Raw genomic sequence first — 14,472 nt, forward strand, 5'->3', positions numbered from 1 at the left:
CGCACCGTGACGCGACTGGTAGCGGATAACTTCTGGGTTGGCGTCGAGCGTAATGATCCGATAGCTGATCGGCCATTCGCCCATGGCCGGCTCCCAGATGGCCGCTAGGTAGAAGAAGTTGCCATCCTCCCGGAAAGCCCGAAATTTCTTTTCGCCATTGCGGATATGAAACTCCGAGGCGGCAACCAGACAGCGATTGCCGGGGAACGGCCGTCCTTCGGACCGGATGAATTCGTAGCAAACACCATCGCTGAACTGCGGATTGGAACCCCAGGCCGCTTCGACCATCTCAATCTCTTGCAAATCGTCTGGGTTACGCCGGATGATGGCGCGACGACTTCCGAGCGCATCGGAGTCGAAGGGGGTTGCTTTCGAATCCATCACCAGAACATACAAGGAACGAAAGCATAAGACAAACGGCGGCCATTCGTGAGGATGCCTGATGTGCAATGACTATCGTCTGCTGATCGACATCGCGTCGATCTCCGAGGATTTCGAAGACCTCAAGATCAAGATCAAAATGCCCGAAGGCGCACCGAATGTTGCGGCGCGCGAAGACATCAGGATGACCGACATGGCGCCGATCGTCCGCGGGATGGAGGGGCAACGGAGCGTCGGTGAACTGGTCAACCGCCGCTGGAGCTGGCCAGGGCGGAACGGCAAGCCTGTCTATAATTTCCGAACCGAAGGTCGGGAATTCGCGTCCAACCGCTGTCTCATCTTGGCCGATGGCTTCTACGAGTTCACCGATCCGCTCAACCCAAAGCAGAAGCGGCTCGACAAATGGCTCTTCACCATGGCCGGTCACAGGTGGTTCTGTATCGCGGGAATCTGGCGGGAAAGCCCGCTTGGTGAGGCTTTTACCATGCTCACCATGGATGCCGGTCCGGACGTCGAAGCCTATCACCATCGCCAGATCATCCCTCTGGCGCGCGATCAATGGGCCGACTGGCTCGATCCCGATTTTCCAGCCAGCGACGTGTTGCGCTGGCTACCGAAGGGGAGCTTGCCGGTCACGCAGGTCTATGGCGCCCCGCCGGCGCAGGGAGCTCTGCTCTGATGCAGGCTATGGCCCTTGGACGGTTCCTCGAAGCGCAGGCGGGCAGTTACCAGGCTGCCCTGTCAGAGCTGCGGGCGGGTGCCAAAAGATCGCATTGGATGTGGTTCATATTCCCCCAGCTTCGCAGCCTCGGGCAAAGCTCGATATCCCAGCACTATGGCATTGCCTCACTCAACGAGGCAAAGGACTATCAGGACCATCCGGTGCTCGGTGCGCGGTATGTTGAATGCGTCGAGACGCTCCAGAGGCTTGCTGGCAGCGACCCGGTCGCAGTCTTTGGATCGGTCGACGCGATGAAGCTTCGCTCCTCGCTCACGCTGTTCGAGAAGGCTCGCTCGTCCGATCTGTTTGCCGATGCCCTTGACCGTTGGTTTGACGGCGAGCAGGACGCAGTCACGCTCAACCATCTGATCTAAGCCACGAACCTGGCAGGATTCATCCGTCTTGACGAATCTCGATAAGGAATGGAACATATAGAGAACATTTGAGTCGGTCTGTTCCCATGCCTGTAACTTTACCCTCCGCTCGGCCTTCCGCCGACCCCATTGCCGCACTGCGCGCAGAACTAGCGAGCGTTCGCGCCGATCGCGGGCCGGCGCTCTCGTTCGGCGTCGCGGATCTGGATGATCGTCTGGCCGATCGCGGCCTTGATGGCGCTGGCCTTCATGAGATTGCAGCTTCATCCGCCACGCTCAACGATGATGCCGCAGCGACCCTCTTCGCCGCCGGCATAGCAGCGCGCTTCGTATCGCGCCCTGGCTTTTCCATCCTGTGGGCGATCACCCGTTTCGATCTATACGCACCTGGCCTTGAGCAGGTCGGCTTGGGGCCGGATCGTATTTTATTCGCGGAAGGCTCTAAGGACAGCGTGGTTCTGGCGCTGGCTGAAGACGCGCTGCGGGACGGATCACTGGCCTGCGTCGTCGCCGAGGTCAAAGCGGCGGACCAGACGGCGACAAGGCGGCTTCAATTGGCAGCATCGGACGGCAAGACGCCCATGCTGCTCTATCGTCGCCATCGGTCGCGTGATCACTGCCCCTTAAATGGCCTGTCCTCAGCTATGACCCGCTGGCGAATCGGCTGCGTCGCATCAGAACGCTTACCTCATCCCGGCGTGGGCCGGGCCCGCTGGTCGGTCGAACTGGTCCGTCAGCGTAATGGCAATCCTTTCTCTCTCGAACTGGAGGCGTGCGATGGCACGGGTCGCCTCGCTCTACCTGCCGCATCTCGCAATCGAACGGCTACGCCGGGTCGAGCAGATGCGAGGGTTGGAGCGACCCACAGCCGCGCTGCCTGAGGGCAGCCGGTTCTATTTCGCACCGCGTATCGCACAGCCTGTCGACGACAATCCCGGCGCCTGCTCGGTCCCGCGCGGCGGCGGCTGGCGGCCTGGGGCACGCTGGGCGCGGGACGGCGCGCTTGGCAGCCGCCCCAGCCAGGTGGATGTTGATGCGCTGCCCGCGCATCGGCGACCGACTATGCGCGAGATGGGCCGGCGTAGCGAGCATGCCGAGCATCCGTTCAGGACGATGCCATCGGACGAAGGTGCCGGAGGCACGGACACAAGTGTCAGACTCACATGGTCCACCCTTTGGAGGCAACCTACGATCCTCGTTGCTCGTGTAGGGCAGCGGGACGTCGTAACTGCAGCCTGCCCGATAGCGGTGGATATGGGCCTTCGTCCGGGCATGGCGGCGGCCCATGCCCGCGCACTCGTGGCCGATCTGGAAGTGAAGGATGCACAGCCCGAAGCCGATCGTGCTTTCCTCGATCGCTTCGCTCTTCATGCCGTGCGCCACTGGACCCCAACAGCCAGCGTGTCGGGCAATGATGGCCTGTGGCTCGATGTCACCGGCACCACCCATTTGTTCGGCGGGGAGGCCCGTTTCTCTCGTCGTCTGCTCCGTTTCCTGGAGCGCCTCGGATTTGCCGCCAGCATCGCCATCACCAGCACGCCTGGCTCGGCCCATGCGCTGGCGCGCTATAGCGGCGAAGCCATGACGCTCTTGCCGCCCGGCGATGAAACAGAGGCGATCGCGAACCTGCCATTGGCCGCGCTGCGACTGGACCCCGACGCGCTGATGACGGCCGCACGGGTCGGGCTGGAGCGGATCGGCGATCTCTATCCAATGCCGCGCGGTCCGCTGGCCAAGCGCCTTGGCCTTTCCACCGTTCAGCGGCTCGATCAGGCGCGCGGAATGATCGCAGAGCCTATCATCCCGGTCATTCCCTTCGAGGCGCCGCTGGTCGAACGGCGATTACTCGAACCCATCAGTACAGCAGACTCCATCAATCAGGTCATCGGTGATCTTGTCGACGATCTCTGTGCTGTGCTCCAGCAGCGCGGCGTCGGCCTGCGCACAGCCCATCTCGCCTGCCATATCGTCGATGGTACGGAGCAGCGGATCGCGATCGGCACGGCTCGGGCGACGCGGGATGAGCGTCATGTAAAGCGCATGTTGGCCATGCGGGTTGAGCGGATCGATCCGGGTCTTGGCATCGAAATGATGATGCTGGCCGCGCCGCGGATCGAGGAATTGAAGGCGCAGACGATCGAGGCCGGATTTGGCCTTGGCGATCAGGCACCCGACATTGCGCCGCTCGTCGACCAGCTTTCCGGTAGGATCGAACCTCACAGCCCATTCCGCCTGTCCGCACATGAGAGCGACGTGCCCGAGCGCGCCGTCCGGCGCATCGCGCCGCTGGTCGCGCCGACAGGATGGCCAGGCTGGAAGCGCCCGGTCCGTCTGCTGCGCCGGCCCGAACTGCTGTCCAATGTCGTCGCGCTGCTTCCCGATCATCCGCCCCGCCGCTTCACCTGGCGCCTGACCGATTACCACGTGGTGGCCGGAGACGGCCCGGAGCGGATTCATGGGGAATGGTGGCGGAGCGCCCGCGAGATGTGGGCAGTACGCGACTACTTTCGGGTCGAAGCAGAAGGTGGCCATCGCTTCTGGTTATTTCGCCGCGGCGATGCCGTCGACGAGGAGACAGGCGACCTTAGCTGGCACATGCACGGGGTCTTCGGCTGATGTCCCGCTATGTCGAACTCCAGGTGACGAGTCATTTCTCGTTCCTGCGGGGAGCATCCTCGCCAGAAGAGCTATTCTCCTCTGCCGCCCTTCTTGGCCATAAGGCCCTAGGCCTCGCCGACTGGAGTAGTGTCGCCGGCGTAGTCCGAGGTTGGGATGGGCAGAAGACAACCGGCGTGCGCATGATCGCCGGTGCGCGGATCGATCTTGCCGATGGCCGCGCCTTCCTCCTTTATCCTACAGATCGCCTCGCATGGTCACGGCTGACGCGTCTGCTCTCGGTCGGGAAGGCTCGTGGGGGCAAGGGCCGCTGTCTGCTCAACTGGGCTGATGTGGTGCATCATGCCGAAGGTCTGGTCGCCATATTGCTGCCGGAGATGGCGTGCGATGAGACCCTGGCGAACCTGACCGCGTTGAAACAGGTCTTTGGTTCGCGAGCCTATATGGCGCTGTCGATCAGACGCAGGCCTGATGACGCTGCCCGCCTCCATGGGCTGGACGCCATGGCGCGTGCCGTCGGTGTGCGCAGCGTCGCGACCGGGGACATTCTCTATCATAGCCCCGAGGCCCGCCCCCTTCAGGATGTAATGACGGCGATACGCGAGCGGACCACAATCGATGCGCTGGGGTTCCGGCGGGAACGCCATATGGACCGCAACATCAAGAGACCCGCGGAAATGGAGCGCCGCTTCTCTGCCTTTCCCGATGCAATAGACGCCAGCGCCGATATAGCCGACCAGTGCCGCTTCGATCTGGGCGAGATCCAGTATCAGTATCCCTATGAAGAGGTGATGGAAGGACGCACGGCGCAAGAGGCGTTGGCCGCGCTCACAGATGCCGCTGCGCAGCGGATGTTCCCGAAAGGCTTGCCGGCGGACTATCGCAGACAGATCCACCATGAGCTGCGTCTGATCGACCAGCTCGGTTATGCCCCTTATTTTCTGACGGTAAATTCGATCGTGGCCGAGAGCCGCCGGCGCGGTATCCTTTGTCAGGGCAGAGGCTCTGCGGCGAACAGTTGCGTCTGCTATATGCTGGGCATCACGTCGATCGACCCGATCAAGCATGAACTGCTGTTCGAGCGGTTCGTATCGGGCGAGCGCAAGGAGCCACCCGACATCGACGTCGATTTCGAGCATGAACGGCGCGAAGAGATTATCCAGTGGATCTACGACACCTACGGCCGCAAACGCTCAGCCCTTACCGCTGTGGTCACCCGCTACAGAACACGCGGTGCGGTTGCAGAGGTCGGAAAGGCGCTGGGGCTACCGCGCGATCTCACCAAGATGCTGACCGGTCTTGTCTGGGGCTGGTCGATGGACGGGATTTCGCAGAAGCAGATCGAAAGCGCCAACCTCAATCCCGAGGACCACAGGCTCAAGCTTACGCTAGAACTTTCCCGTCAGCTGATCGGCACACCGCGCCATCTTTCCCAGCATCCCGGCGGCTTCGTTCTGACGCAGGATCGCCTTGACGATCTTGTGCCGATCGAGCCCGCGCGCATGGACAAGCGCCAGACTATCGAATGGGATAAAGACGACATCGACGCCCTGAAATTCATGAAGGTTGATGTTCTGGGTCTTGGAATGCTCGGTTGCATGAACCGCGCGTTCAATCTGCTGGAGGAGCATAAGGGGGTCAGGATCGGTATGGCCGATCTTCAGGACGATGATCCGGGCGTCTATGCTATGATCCAGAAGGCTGACACTTTAGGCGTCTTCCAGATCGAAAGCCGGGCGCAGATGTCGATGCTTCCCCGGATCAAGCCGAAGGAATTTTATGACCTCGTCATAGAGGTCGCGATTGTGCGTCCCGGGCCAATTCAGGGCGACATGGTCCATCCCTATCTACGGCGCCGAGAAGGCAAGGAAACGCCGGAATATCCAAAGCCCGAGCTGGAAGCCGTGCTCAGGAAGACGCTCGGCGTGCCACTCTTTCAGGAACAGGCAATGAAGGTCGCGATCGTTGGCGCCGGCTTTACCCCGGCCGAAGCGGATCAGTTGCGCCGCGCCATGGCCACCTTCAAGCTCACCGGCGGGGTCAGCCACTTCTACGACAAGCTGGTAAACGGCATGATCGCGCGTGGATATCCCAAAGATTTTGCGGAACGCACGTTCAAGCAGATCGAAGGCTTCGGCTCTTATGGCTTTCCCGAAAGTCACGCGGCCAGTTTCGCCAAGATCGCCTATGCCAGCTGCTGGATGAAACATCATCATCCCGACGTTTTCTGCGCCGCGCTCCTGAACGCCCAGCCAATGGGCTTTTATGCACCCGCTCAGATCGTGCGCGATGCGCGAAACCATGGGGTCGAAGTTCGCCCTGTTTCGATAAACCATAGCCATTGGGACTGCACGCTTGAGCCCGCGCGCGGCCGCTATCTGGCCGTCCGGTTGGGGTTCAGGCAAGTTCGCGGCCTTGCCAATCTCCATGGCGCCGCCATCGCCGCTGCGCGCGGACCAGCGCTGTTCGAGAGTGTCGAAGAGGTATGGCGACGAGCCGGTGTGCCCCGCGCTGCAATCGAGCGACTGGCAGAGGCAGATGCCTTCGCCTGCATATCGCAGGACCGGCGACAGGGCCTCTGGAAAGTCAAAGGGCTGGGCGAAGCGCCGCTTCCTCTCTTTGCAGCAGCCGACGAACGGGAAGCCAGATTCTCGCCAGAGGGACGGGAACCAGGTGTGACGTTACAGCCAATGAGCGAAGGGCGCGAGGTTGTAGAGGATTATCGATCGCTCCAGCTTTCGCTGCGCGCCCATCCACTGCAATTCCTGCGCGCGCAGCTCGACGCCATGCGGATCGTGCGCTGCGCCGATCTCATGTCGATCCGCAACGGCCGCAATATCGAGGTTGCCGGCGTCATTCTCGTACGCCAGCAGCCCGGCTCTGCGAAAGGCGTGCTGTTTGTCACGATCGAAGACGAAACCGGGGTGGCGCAGGGCATTCTCTGGCCCGATCGCTTCGAAATCTATCGACGTCAGGTCATGACAGCATCAATGATCGCCATGCGCGGCCGGTTGCAAAAGGAAGGCGAGGTAATCCACATCATCTGCGACCGCATCATCGATCATGATGAAATGCTGCGGTCAATCGGACGCTCCGAATTTCCTATCGTTCCAGGTCGCGGCGATGGAGCCACCCATGGTGGTGGACCAGACCCCCGCGATCCCGGAATATCGCGCGGCCGCACGTTGGCTTCCGCACCGTTTAACAATGGTACGGTGAATGAGGCCACCATCCCGATCAGAAGTCATGATTTCCATTGAACGGCACATCTAGCGGGGCGTAGATCAGATGAAGATCGTGATGCGCAATATGGGCATTTACGGACAATGCTCTAAGGTGACATCAGGGACATGGTCATCCCTACCGGTGAGCGCTTGCCGGCGTCTATGTCAGCGTCGCTGATGGCTAGGAGAACCCATGTCGGATGAGCCAAAATCGACCAGAGGGTTCGACATCTCTCTTCTTGGACAGCCGCTACTGCTGGACATACCGCATTTCGGCACAGGCCGCATCGACGCGATCACGACCGATTTTCTCAGCTGGTTCAGGGCAGGTGAGCGGTCATCACGCTGGTCCAGTCGCGACGTGTTTCTGCGCGCGCTGTTGCTGGAACGGACTGCATTGCAGGACGGGCCAGACACACCACTCCACGATCAGGTGGCCCGGATCGACCATGAAAGCCTGGACGCGATAGATCAGCTTTTCATGCATCGGATTGCTCCACATTGGAGGCTCGACCATGGGCTGTCGTCCGAAAGTCTGGAGGAACAGGAAGCAGATACCACCCCAGTCGGCAACTTCCTCGATCATATGCGCCGATACGCCGATGGAGACATCAACGCTATGCGCGCGTTGATGGCCAAAGGCACAGGCGCTTTTTCCCACTCGCGCATTCTCGATCAGATCAACCCGGTCCTGAAGTATCTGGACGGGTCGGATCCGGTCGGAAAGGCGATCCGTCTCGCTCAGGAACAACAAAAGCTGCTGGGTGGAATCGACAAGCTTGGGCTCGCCGCAAGGGGAGAAAGTCTATCGCGAGAAGTCGATCGGATACTTCATGGCATGAACGGAGGCTTGGAGGAGTACAAAAGGACTGCGCTACCCAATGTGATGCGGGGCTCTGCGGAATTCACCCGGGCCATGGATCAGGCAATGGGCCTCAGCTCGGCGCTCAACCATGCATCGGTCCTGGAAAAGACACACGCATCCAGCCTCGCTCGCGGACATGCCGATTTTTCGCGGGAAATCGACCGTATGCTTGGAATTGGCATCGGCGACGCCGTCAGCAATCCTTCAAAGCTCCACCGCTTGTCATCGGTGATCGGTGACACCCTCGCCAAGCACTACGATGATCTCTGGGCGGACCATAACCGCTTTGGCAGCGCGCTCTACACGGCAAAGGCATTCGGGCTAGGCCTGGGTCGGGCTCAGCTCGATGTGCTCAGCGGCGCGATCACCGGCGCGCTACCGCTCGACACTTTGTCAGCGACAGGCATCTTGAAGAAGTTCTTCGAACCTGGATTTCGGAGCGCCGCCGCCCTGGGCATCAGTGGCGCCGCAGGGCAAGGGTTGGTCAGCGACGTTCTGCGGTCGTACGATAAGTCGGCGGCGATCGAGGCAGCGCTCTTCTCGGCAGTCGTAGACAGCGTGCATGTCATCGGCGACCCAGGCGCTTCCGCCGGCGAAGTCGGGAATGCGCTTCACATCGTCATCGCTGCCATCGAGAGCCTGCGGCAATATGTGCGGAAAGAGTATGAAAAGGCGGGATTGATCGCCACTTTGGCCCTTATCGCATCGCTCGTCGCCATCTGGATCAGCCTTAACCCTGACCATTCTTCCGAGATCAGCATGTTGAAGGAGGTTCGGGAAGCAAATCAGCAGCTCGGGTCGATCAGGAATGAACTTCGTGATGATGTAACCCGCACTGCATCCAGCCAAATCCGCTACGTCCACGCTGCCACCCCGCTTCGCACCAGCCCAGGTCGGGAAGGGCTCATCATAAGGCGGGTCTATCCCGACCAGTGGCTCCGAGTTCTGGAGAGCAAGGGAGACTGGGCACATGTCGAGGTCTTCGACTATCAGTCGGATGCGTCGATAGACGGATGGATGCATCGCAGTCATCTGCGCCGACTGGGTCGCTGAAAGCGTTCCCTGCACAGCAACTGGAGAATTGGCATCTGCCCATCTACCAGTGCCCTTTAGCCCGCCTCGCGCAAAAGCCTCATATAAGTCGGAAGTCTGGCTACGCGGCGGCGATGATAGGCTCGCACCAGCTTGACAAGCACAGCCAGAGAATCCTCGGCCATAGCCTGTTCCATGGCCTCGAATTCAAGCCCGACCCCGGTGAGCACCTGAGTATCTAACAGGCGCATGGCGTAGAGCCGGTCATTGGTCCGGGACACCGTGGAGACAAGTTCGCGATTACCGGTGGAGCCTGCGATCGCGGAGAAGAAATGAGCCGCGCGGGCAGCGTCATTCCCACCAGTTACCCTTATCTGCGGCTTGGCCACGCGTTTCATTCTGACCGCCTGGATCGAAAGAAAGCTGTTCCAGTCGAGGAGATCGCGAAGCCTGCCCTCATCGAGGATGGGGACGTAGAAGCCCCCGCCGGCAATGGCTTCGACCAACCCCTCGCCTGTGAGCCGGTTCAGTACGTCACGGACGGGGGTGATACTCACATGCATCTGTTCGGAGAGCCGGGCGGCCTCCAGACGCTGCCCGGCATCAAAATCCCCCGCGATCAGGCGCCGTTTGAGCGTGTCGTAGCTTCGTTCGAGGATCTGCGCCGGGCTCACCTGCCGCTACCCAAGCCAACGCCTTCGAGCCAGGGGCGATCGTTACCCGCCACCTGCTTTGCGAGATAATGCTCCACCAGTTCGATCTGGTCCGGTCGCAGCGCATCGATGGCGGCGAGGTGTTCAGGAATGTCGTCCCGCAGCAGGATGGACGGGCATTGCCCCTCATAATTGCCGAGATTGGGGCGATGCTGGGCATAGCCGACCAGCGCAGCCAGTGTCGGTGAGAAGGATCGAGCAATCGCAGGCGGGTAAGCGAGCCATGGGTTTTCATAGGGTTTGAGCCAGCCCAGCGAATAGCCCGTGACGATCGCACGCCGGACTTCGCCCGTAACATTGCCACCGGCGCCGTGCAGGGTCGACCCCAGAAACAGGATAGCCGATCCGGGAGGACATTCCGCTACGACCGGGCTATCGAAGCCTTCGCGTGCCATGCCGGCCGCCCCATGACTTTCGGGATAGATTTGGGTCGCGCCATTGTCCTGCGTGAAGGGCGTAATCGGCCACATCACGTTGATCAGATATTCATGGCTTCCCTTGGCGCCCTGCCACATATCATGATCGCGATGTGGCAACTGGGTGAGCGCACCAGGATGAATCTCTATGGCCTGGGCGACATTGAGCTGGATGCGGTCGCAAGCACTGCCCAGTATTTCCTGGGCGATGCCGATGATAAGCGAATCCTCCACCAGTTCGGCAACATGCCGGCTCCGGCGTAACAGGCTGCCGAAACGCTTGGTCCGGATACCGTAGAACCCGCCCTGTCCGAATGGGGTCGCTTCGAACACCGGTGAGAGGTCGCGTTCGATTGCGGCGATCGTCTCCGGCACATGAAGGCCGGGAATGATGCAGTAGCCGTCCCGAAGGAGGCATCCCGCCCAGAACTGGACGGCGGCGAGCTGCTCCGTCTTTTCGAGCGGGTTCATGAGAGCATCCCTCCCATGCGAATCGCGGAATCGCTGTCACTTCCGATCAGTGCGAGGCGCAGCGGTTCGTAGACACCACCCTCCCGCAGCTTCTCTACGGTAGTGGCATCGATGCGGATATGCAGGCCCACCAGAATATCGCTGCCGCAGCGAACGCTCGGGCCAAGGGCGCGGCAATCCCAGCCGAACCTTTCGATCTGGTCGAACCAGGCCTGTTCGGCGACCCCGGTATAGTCCGTGATACCATGGCGAAGGGCATGATCGGCGAGCGCGCTCACCAGTTGATTGCGCGCGCTGCGCCGCTGTGTGGCGCGCTGGTGGCGATCGAGGCAGAAGCGCGTGATTTCACGGACCGTCGGTCCCGATGGAACCGCGCCCGAGCAGAGCTGGGGATAAAGATGACCCAGGATGTGGTCCTGCTGGGTGGGCAGCAGGCGCGCGGACGCGCGATGGGCGTGGTCCGGGCCGAGAAGGATGAGATATTCCGCATCGGGCGTGTCGAACTGGTCTACCTCGAAATGGTCGGCCAAGACGGGCAGCTCCCATCCCAGCAGATCGATGAACACCTCTTTTCGCGCAGCAAACATCGCCCGCATGGCCGCGCTTTCGCGCATGCCATGACCGGGGCCGGTCATATCCTTCATGGCAGGTTCCTTTCTGTAAGGCCTGGCGAGGACAACAGAACGGGCTTTGCGCCGACATACCAAGGAATGGGGGTATAAGCGGGTCGGCGCCTACGCCGAGACCGCCCAGAGCCCGATTTTGCTCGACCTGTGCGCTTGATATTGGCAATCCGACCCATCTGCGAAACAGAAGAAAGACCAGTCCCATGAACTCTTCCGAACTCGTCGACGCGGTTGCGACCGCTACCGGCGTCACCAAGGCCGACGCGAAGAAGGTTATCGACGCTACGTTCGGCGCGATCGGCGATGCCGTCGGCAAGGGCGAGGAAGTCGCCGTGAACGGCTTCGGCAAATTCAAGCTGAAGCTCAACGCGGCGCGCGAGGGCAAGAATCCGCGTACCGGCGAACCGCTGTCGATTCCCGCCTCCAAGGGGCTGGGCTTCTCGGCCGCCAAGGCGGTCAAGGACAAGCTGAACGGCTGATGCCGTTGCCGGTGGCCGATTGCGGCCACCGGCCTTCACCATCAAAGTCCGGCCTGGTCTGGTACCATATCCTGGCCGAAATCCTGCCCGATCTCGTCGATCAGCCTTGGCCCCGCTTCCATGCGATCGGCGAGCGCCTCGACATAGCCCTGCCATCGTGCATTGGCGTCGGCGAGCGAAGCGCGCCTGGCCTCGGGCGGCAAGGCGGGGTTCTGCAACATCCAGGCGTGAACGAACAGGGCGAGCGCCTCGCCGTTCAGGACCGCCTGCCATCCCTGCCGCTGCATCTCCCTGTTCATTCGATCGAGGCGCCGCCCGATCGCCGCCTCGAGACGGTCGGACCCGTCGGCCGAAAGGAAGGAGGCGAGCGCCGCCTCGACGACGATCGCCTGGGGCTTGCGCTTCCGGCGGGCATAATCCGCCATCTGCATAGAGATTTCGGGAGACAGGCGGATGGTGTGCTTGATCTTGATGCCGCTCATAATTCCACTCCATCGTCGGGGTCGAGCGACGCCTGGCGCGCGACGCGATGCATCCGCTTCATCGTACGTGCGCGCGCCGCATCATTGTCATCGTCGCTGTCGTGAAACTCGAACTCCGCCCGCGCCGACGGACGCGGCGGTACGATCTCTTCCTGGATGGGCAGATCCGGCTCGCGACGAATGCCGGCATTGGCATTGTCCGTATGCGATACGGGTTCCGTGGAGTGGGCACCCGTCGTCCCGTTCCGGCGGCCCGCCTGACCGTTGGCAACTGCGCCGTTCTCGACGCTGTCGCGCGCTGCAGACGGTGGCGCTATCGTTGCCCGTCCGCTCCAGTCATCTAACGGCGGAGGCCCATATGTCCTCTCGACCTCCTGCGGCGGCGGGAGCAATCGTCCCGTCAGGCGCCTGTCCTCGAAATAGCGGACCTTGGTGGCTTGGATCGGTGGAATGCCTGATACCATGACGATCTCCTCGGCGGGGGGCAGCTGCATCACCTCGCCCGGCGTGAGCAGGGGGCGGGGCGTTTCGGTGCGCGACACCATCAGGTGGCCTAGCCAGGGCGACAGCCGATGGCCCGCATAGTTCTTCATCGCGCGCATTTCGGTCGCCATACCCAGGCTGTCGGATATCCGCTTGGCGGTGCGCTCGTCGTTGGTCGCGAACGCAACGCGGACATGGCAATTGTCGAGGATGGCGTTGTTCGGCCCATAGGCCTTCTCGATCTGGTTGAGGCTCTGGGCGATGAGAAAGGCCTTGAGACCATAGCCGGCCATGAAGGCGAGTGCGCTTTCGAAAAAGTCGAGACGGCCCAGCGCCGGAAACTCGTCTAGCATCAGCAGCACGCGATGGCGCTTGGCGTCGGGCTTGAGCTCCTCGGTCAGCCGTCTGCCGATCTGGTTGAGGATGAGGCGAATAAGCGGCTTGGTGCGGGCGATATCCGAGGGAGGCACGACCAGATAGAGGGTGGTAGGGCGCGGCCCGTCGACGAGATCAGCAATCCGCCAGTCGCACTGCCGGGTCACATGTGCGACGACCGGATCGCGATACAGCCCCAGGAACGACATGGCGGTCGAAAGGACGCCCGACCGCTCGTTCTCGCTCTTGTTAAGCAGCTCGCGCGCGGCGCTTGCGACGACCGGATGGACCCCAGCCTCGCCCAGATGCGGCGTCGTCATCATCGCGCGCAAGGTCGTGTCGATTGTGCGATTGGGGTCCGACAGAAAAGCGGCGACGCCTGCCAAGGTCTTGTCCGACTCCGCATAGAGGACATGGAGGATGGCGCCCACCAGCAGGGCATGGCTGGTCTTCTCCCAATGGTTGCGCCGTTCGAGCGAGCCTTCGGGATCGACCAGCACGTCGGCGACGTTCTGCACGTCGCGCACTTCCCATTCTCCGCGCCGAACTTCGAGCAACGGATTATAGGCGGCCGACGCTTTGGCCGTCGGGTCGAACAGCAGCACCCGCCCATGACGCGCCCGAAAGCCCGCCGAAATCGTCCAGTTCTCTCCCTTGATGTCATGGACGATGCAGCTCTCCGGCCACGTCAGCAGCGTCGGCACCACCAGCCCCACGCCCTTGCCACTGCGCGTCGGCGCAAAGCACAGGACATGCTCGGGACCGTCATGGCGCAAATAGTCGGCCTCCTGCCGCCCCAGCACAACGCCGTCGGGTCGCAGCAGCCCCGCCTCTCGCACATCCGCTGGCAAGGCCCATCGCGCCGAGCCATAGGTTTCCGCGGTCCGCGCCTCGCGTGCGCGCCAGACCGACATACCCACCGCGACGCCGATCGCCGCGAACCCGCCCGATGCGGCGACAAAGGCCCCCCGCTGGAAGATATGCGGGGCATAGGCATCATAGCTGAACCACCACCAGAAAAAGGCGGGCGGGAGATAGATGGGATGATCGCCGATCATGAACCAGGGTGGCCCCAGGGCGGACTGATAGCCAAGGCTCGCTGCCGTCCACTGCGTGGCCCCCCAGATGGCGCCAAGCACCACCAGACCGACGAGCAGCAACTGCCCCCAGAGAATGCGCGTTCCAGACATCGTCATCGCTCCACGTGAAGAGTG

At 61.8% G+C, this 14,472-nt stretch carries 13 protein-coding genes; 7 read left to right on the forward strand and 6 right to left on the reverse strand.

From position 1 onward, the window contains the following. Positions 1-396: hypothetical protein (locus ACOJSJ_RS05405; protein ID WP_420143967.1), on the reverse strand; the 396-nt coding region annotated here is incomplete at its 3' end. Between the two features lie 46 nt (positions 397-442). Here ACOJSJ_RS05405 and ACOJSJ_RS05410 point away from each other — a divergent pair. From ACOJSJ_RS05410 to ACOJSJ_RS05435, 6 genes are all read left to right on the forward strand, one after another. Continuing rightward, on the forward strand, positions 443-1,060 hold the full coding sequence (locus ACOJSJ_RS05410) for an SOS response-associated peptidase family protein (protein ID WP_420143968.1): 618 nt from the start codon (positions 443-445) through the stop codon (positions 1,058-1,060). Further along, positions 1,060-1,476: a DUF1810 domain-containing protein gene (locus tag ACOJSJ_RS05415; RefSeq protein ID WP_420143969.1), complete on the forward strand. Its 417-nt coding sequence runs from the start codon at positions 1,060-1,062 to the stop codon at positions 1,474-1,476. The genes ACOJSJ_RS05410 and ACOJSJ_RS05415 overlap by 1 nt, the downstream gene beginning before the upstream one ends. Positions 1,477-1,562: 86 nt before the next feature. Beyond that, positions 1,563-2,357, forward strand: coding sequence for an ImuA family protein (locus ACOJSJ_RS05420; protein WP_420143970.1), 795 nt, complete (start codon positions 1,563-1,565; stop codon positions 2,355-2,357). Positions 2,358-2,589: 232 nt separating this feature from the next. Continuing rightward, a complete protein-coding gene (locus ACOJSJ_RS05425; protein ID WP_420144001.1) occupies positions 2,590-4,092 on the forward strand; it encodes a DUF6504 family protein in 1,503 nt (500 codons plus the stop codon). Continuing rightward, positions 4,092-7,352 carry an error-prone DNA polymerase gene (locus ACOJSJ_RS05430; RefSeq protein WP_420143971.1) on the forward strand — a complete coding sequence of 1,087 codons (3,261 nt, stop codon included), beginning with the start codon at positions 4,092-4,094 and terminating at the stop codon, positions 7,350-7,352. The genes ACOJSJ_RS05425 and ACOJSJ_RS05430 overlap by 1 nt, the downstream gene beginning before the upstream one ends. Before the next feature lie 157 nt (positions 7,353-7,509). After that, positions 7,510-9,234 (forward strand): hypothetical protein, encoded by a 1,725-nt coding sequence (locus ACOJSJ_RS05435; protein WP_420143972.1) that lies wholly within the window; start codon positions 7,510-7,512, stop codon positions 9,232-9,234. Positions 9,235-9,290: 56 nt separating this feature from the next. Here ACOJSJ_RS05435 and ACOJSJ_RS05440 read toward each other — a convergent pair whose 3' ends face one another. The 3 genes from ACOJSJ_RS05440 to ACOJSJ_RS05450 are packed head-to-tail and all read right to left on the reverse strand — an operon-like array spanning position 9,291 to position 11,457. Next, complete coding sequence (locus ACOJSJ_RS05440) at positions 9,291-9,887, reverse strand: GntR family transcriptional regulator (protein ID WP_420143973.1); 597 nt, start codon at positions 9,885-9,887, stop codon at positions 9,291-9,293. After that, complete coding sequence (locus ACOJSJ_RS05445) at positions 9,884-10,813, reverse strand: phytanoyl-CoA dioxygenase family protein (RefSeq protein ID WP_420143974.1); 930 nt, start codon at positions 10,811-10,813, stop codon at positions 9,884-9,886. The genes ACOJSJ_RS05440 and ACOJSJ_RS05445 overlap by 4 nt, the downstream gene beginning before the upstream one ends. Beyond that, the gene (locus ACOJSJ_RS05450; RefSeq protein ID WP_420143975.1) at positions 10,810-11,457 is read right to left on the reverse strand and encodes an acyl-homoserine-lactone synthase; all 648 of its coding nucleotides are present in this window, start codon (positions 11,455-11,457) and stop codon (positions 10,810-10,812) included. The genes ACOJSJ_RS05445 and ACOJSJ_RS05450 overlap by 4 nt, the downstream gene beginning before the upstream one ends. Positions 11,458-11,642: 185 nt before the next feature. Between ACOJSJ_RS05450 and ACOJSJ_RS05455 the strand changes: the two genes are divergently transcribed. After that, on the forward strand, positions 11,643-11,918 hold the full coding sequence (locus tag ACOJSJ_RS05455) for an HU family DNA-binding protein (RefSeq protein ID WP_420143976.1): 276 nt from the start codon (positions 11,643-11,645) through the stop codon (positions 11,916-11,918). Between the two features lie 41 nt (positions 11,919-11,959). Here ACOJSJ_RS05455 and ACOJSJ_RS05460 read toward each other — a convergent pair whose 3' ends face one another. After that, positions 11,960-12,400 (reverse strand): CopG family transcriptional regulator, encoded by a 441-nt coding sequence (locus ACOJSJ_RS05460; RefSeq protein WP_420143977.1) that lies wholly within the window; start codon positions 12,398-12,400, stop codon positions 11,960-11,962. After that, the gene (locus ACOJSJ_RS05465) at positions 12,397-14,448 is read right to left on the reverse strand and encodes a conjugal transfer protein TraG (RefSeq protein WP_420143978.1); all 2,052 of its coding nucleotides are present in this window, start codon (positions 14,446-14,448) and stop codon (positions 12,397-12,399) included. Before ACOJSJ_RS05465 ends, ACOJSJ_RS05460 begins: the two co-directional genes overlap by 4 nt. Positions 14,449-14,472: the final 24 nt, after the last annotated feature.

This window comes from Sphingobium sp., assembly GCF_048594625.1.
GTDB lineage: Bacteria > Pseudomonadota > Alphaproteobacteria > Sphingomonadales > Sphingomonadaceae > Sphingobium.

Coding starts and splice junctions, on each gene's coding strand:
- ACOJSJ_RS05430 (WP_420143971.1), top strand. CDS start 4,092: ATGTCCCGCTATGTCGAACTCCAGGTGACGAGTCATTTCTCGTTCCTG.
- ACOJSJ_RS05455 (WP_420143976.1), top strand. CDS start 11,643: ATGAACTCTTCCGAACTCGTCGACGCGGTTGCGACCGCTACCGGCGTC.
- ACOJSJ_RS05465 (WP_420143978.1), bottom strand. CDS start 14,448: ATGTCTGGAACGCGCATTCTCTGGGGGCAGTTGCTGCTCGTCGGTCTG.
- ACOJSJ_RS05460 (WP_420143977.1), bottom strand. CDS start 12,400: ATGAGCGGCATCAAGATCAAGCACACCATCCGCCTGTCTCCCGAAATC.
- ACOJSJ_RS05420 (WP_420143970.1), top strand. CDS start 1,563: ATGCCTGTAACTTTACCCTCCGCTCGGCCTTCCGCCGACCCCATTGCC.
- ACOJSJ_RS05425 (WP_420144001.1), top strand. CDS start 2,590: ATGCCATCGGACGAAGGTGCCGGAGGCACGGACACAAGTGTCAGACTC.
- ACOJSJ_RS05415 (WP_420143969.1), top strand. CDS start 1,060: ATGCAGGCTATGGCCCTTGGACGGTTCCTCGAAGCGCAGGCGGGCAGT.
- ACOJSJ_RS05450 (WP_420143975.1), bottom strand. CDS start 11,457: ATGAAGGATATGACCGGCCCCGGTCATGGCATGCGCGAAAGCGCGGCC.
- ACOJSJ_RS05435 (WP_420143972.1), top strand. CDS start 7,510: ATGTCGGATGAGCCAAAATCGACCAGAGGGTTCGACATCTCTCTTCTT.
- ACOJSJ_RS05410 (WP_420143968.1), top strand. CDS start 443: ATGTGCAATGACTATCGTCTGCTGATCGACATCGCGTCGATCTCCGAG.
- ACOJSJ_RS05445 (WP_420143974.1), bottom strand. CDS start 10,813: ATGAACCCGCTCGAAAAGACGGAGCAGCTCGCCGCCGTCCAGTTCTGG.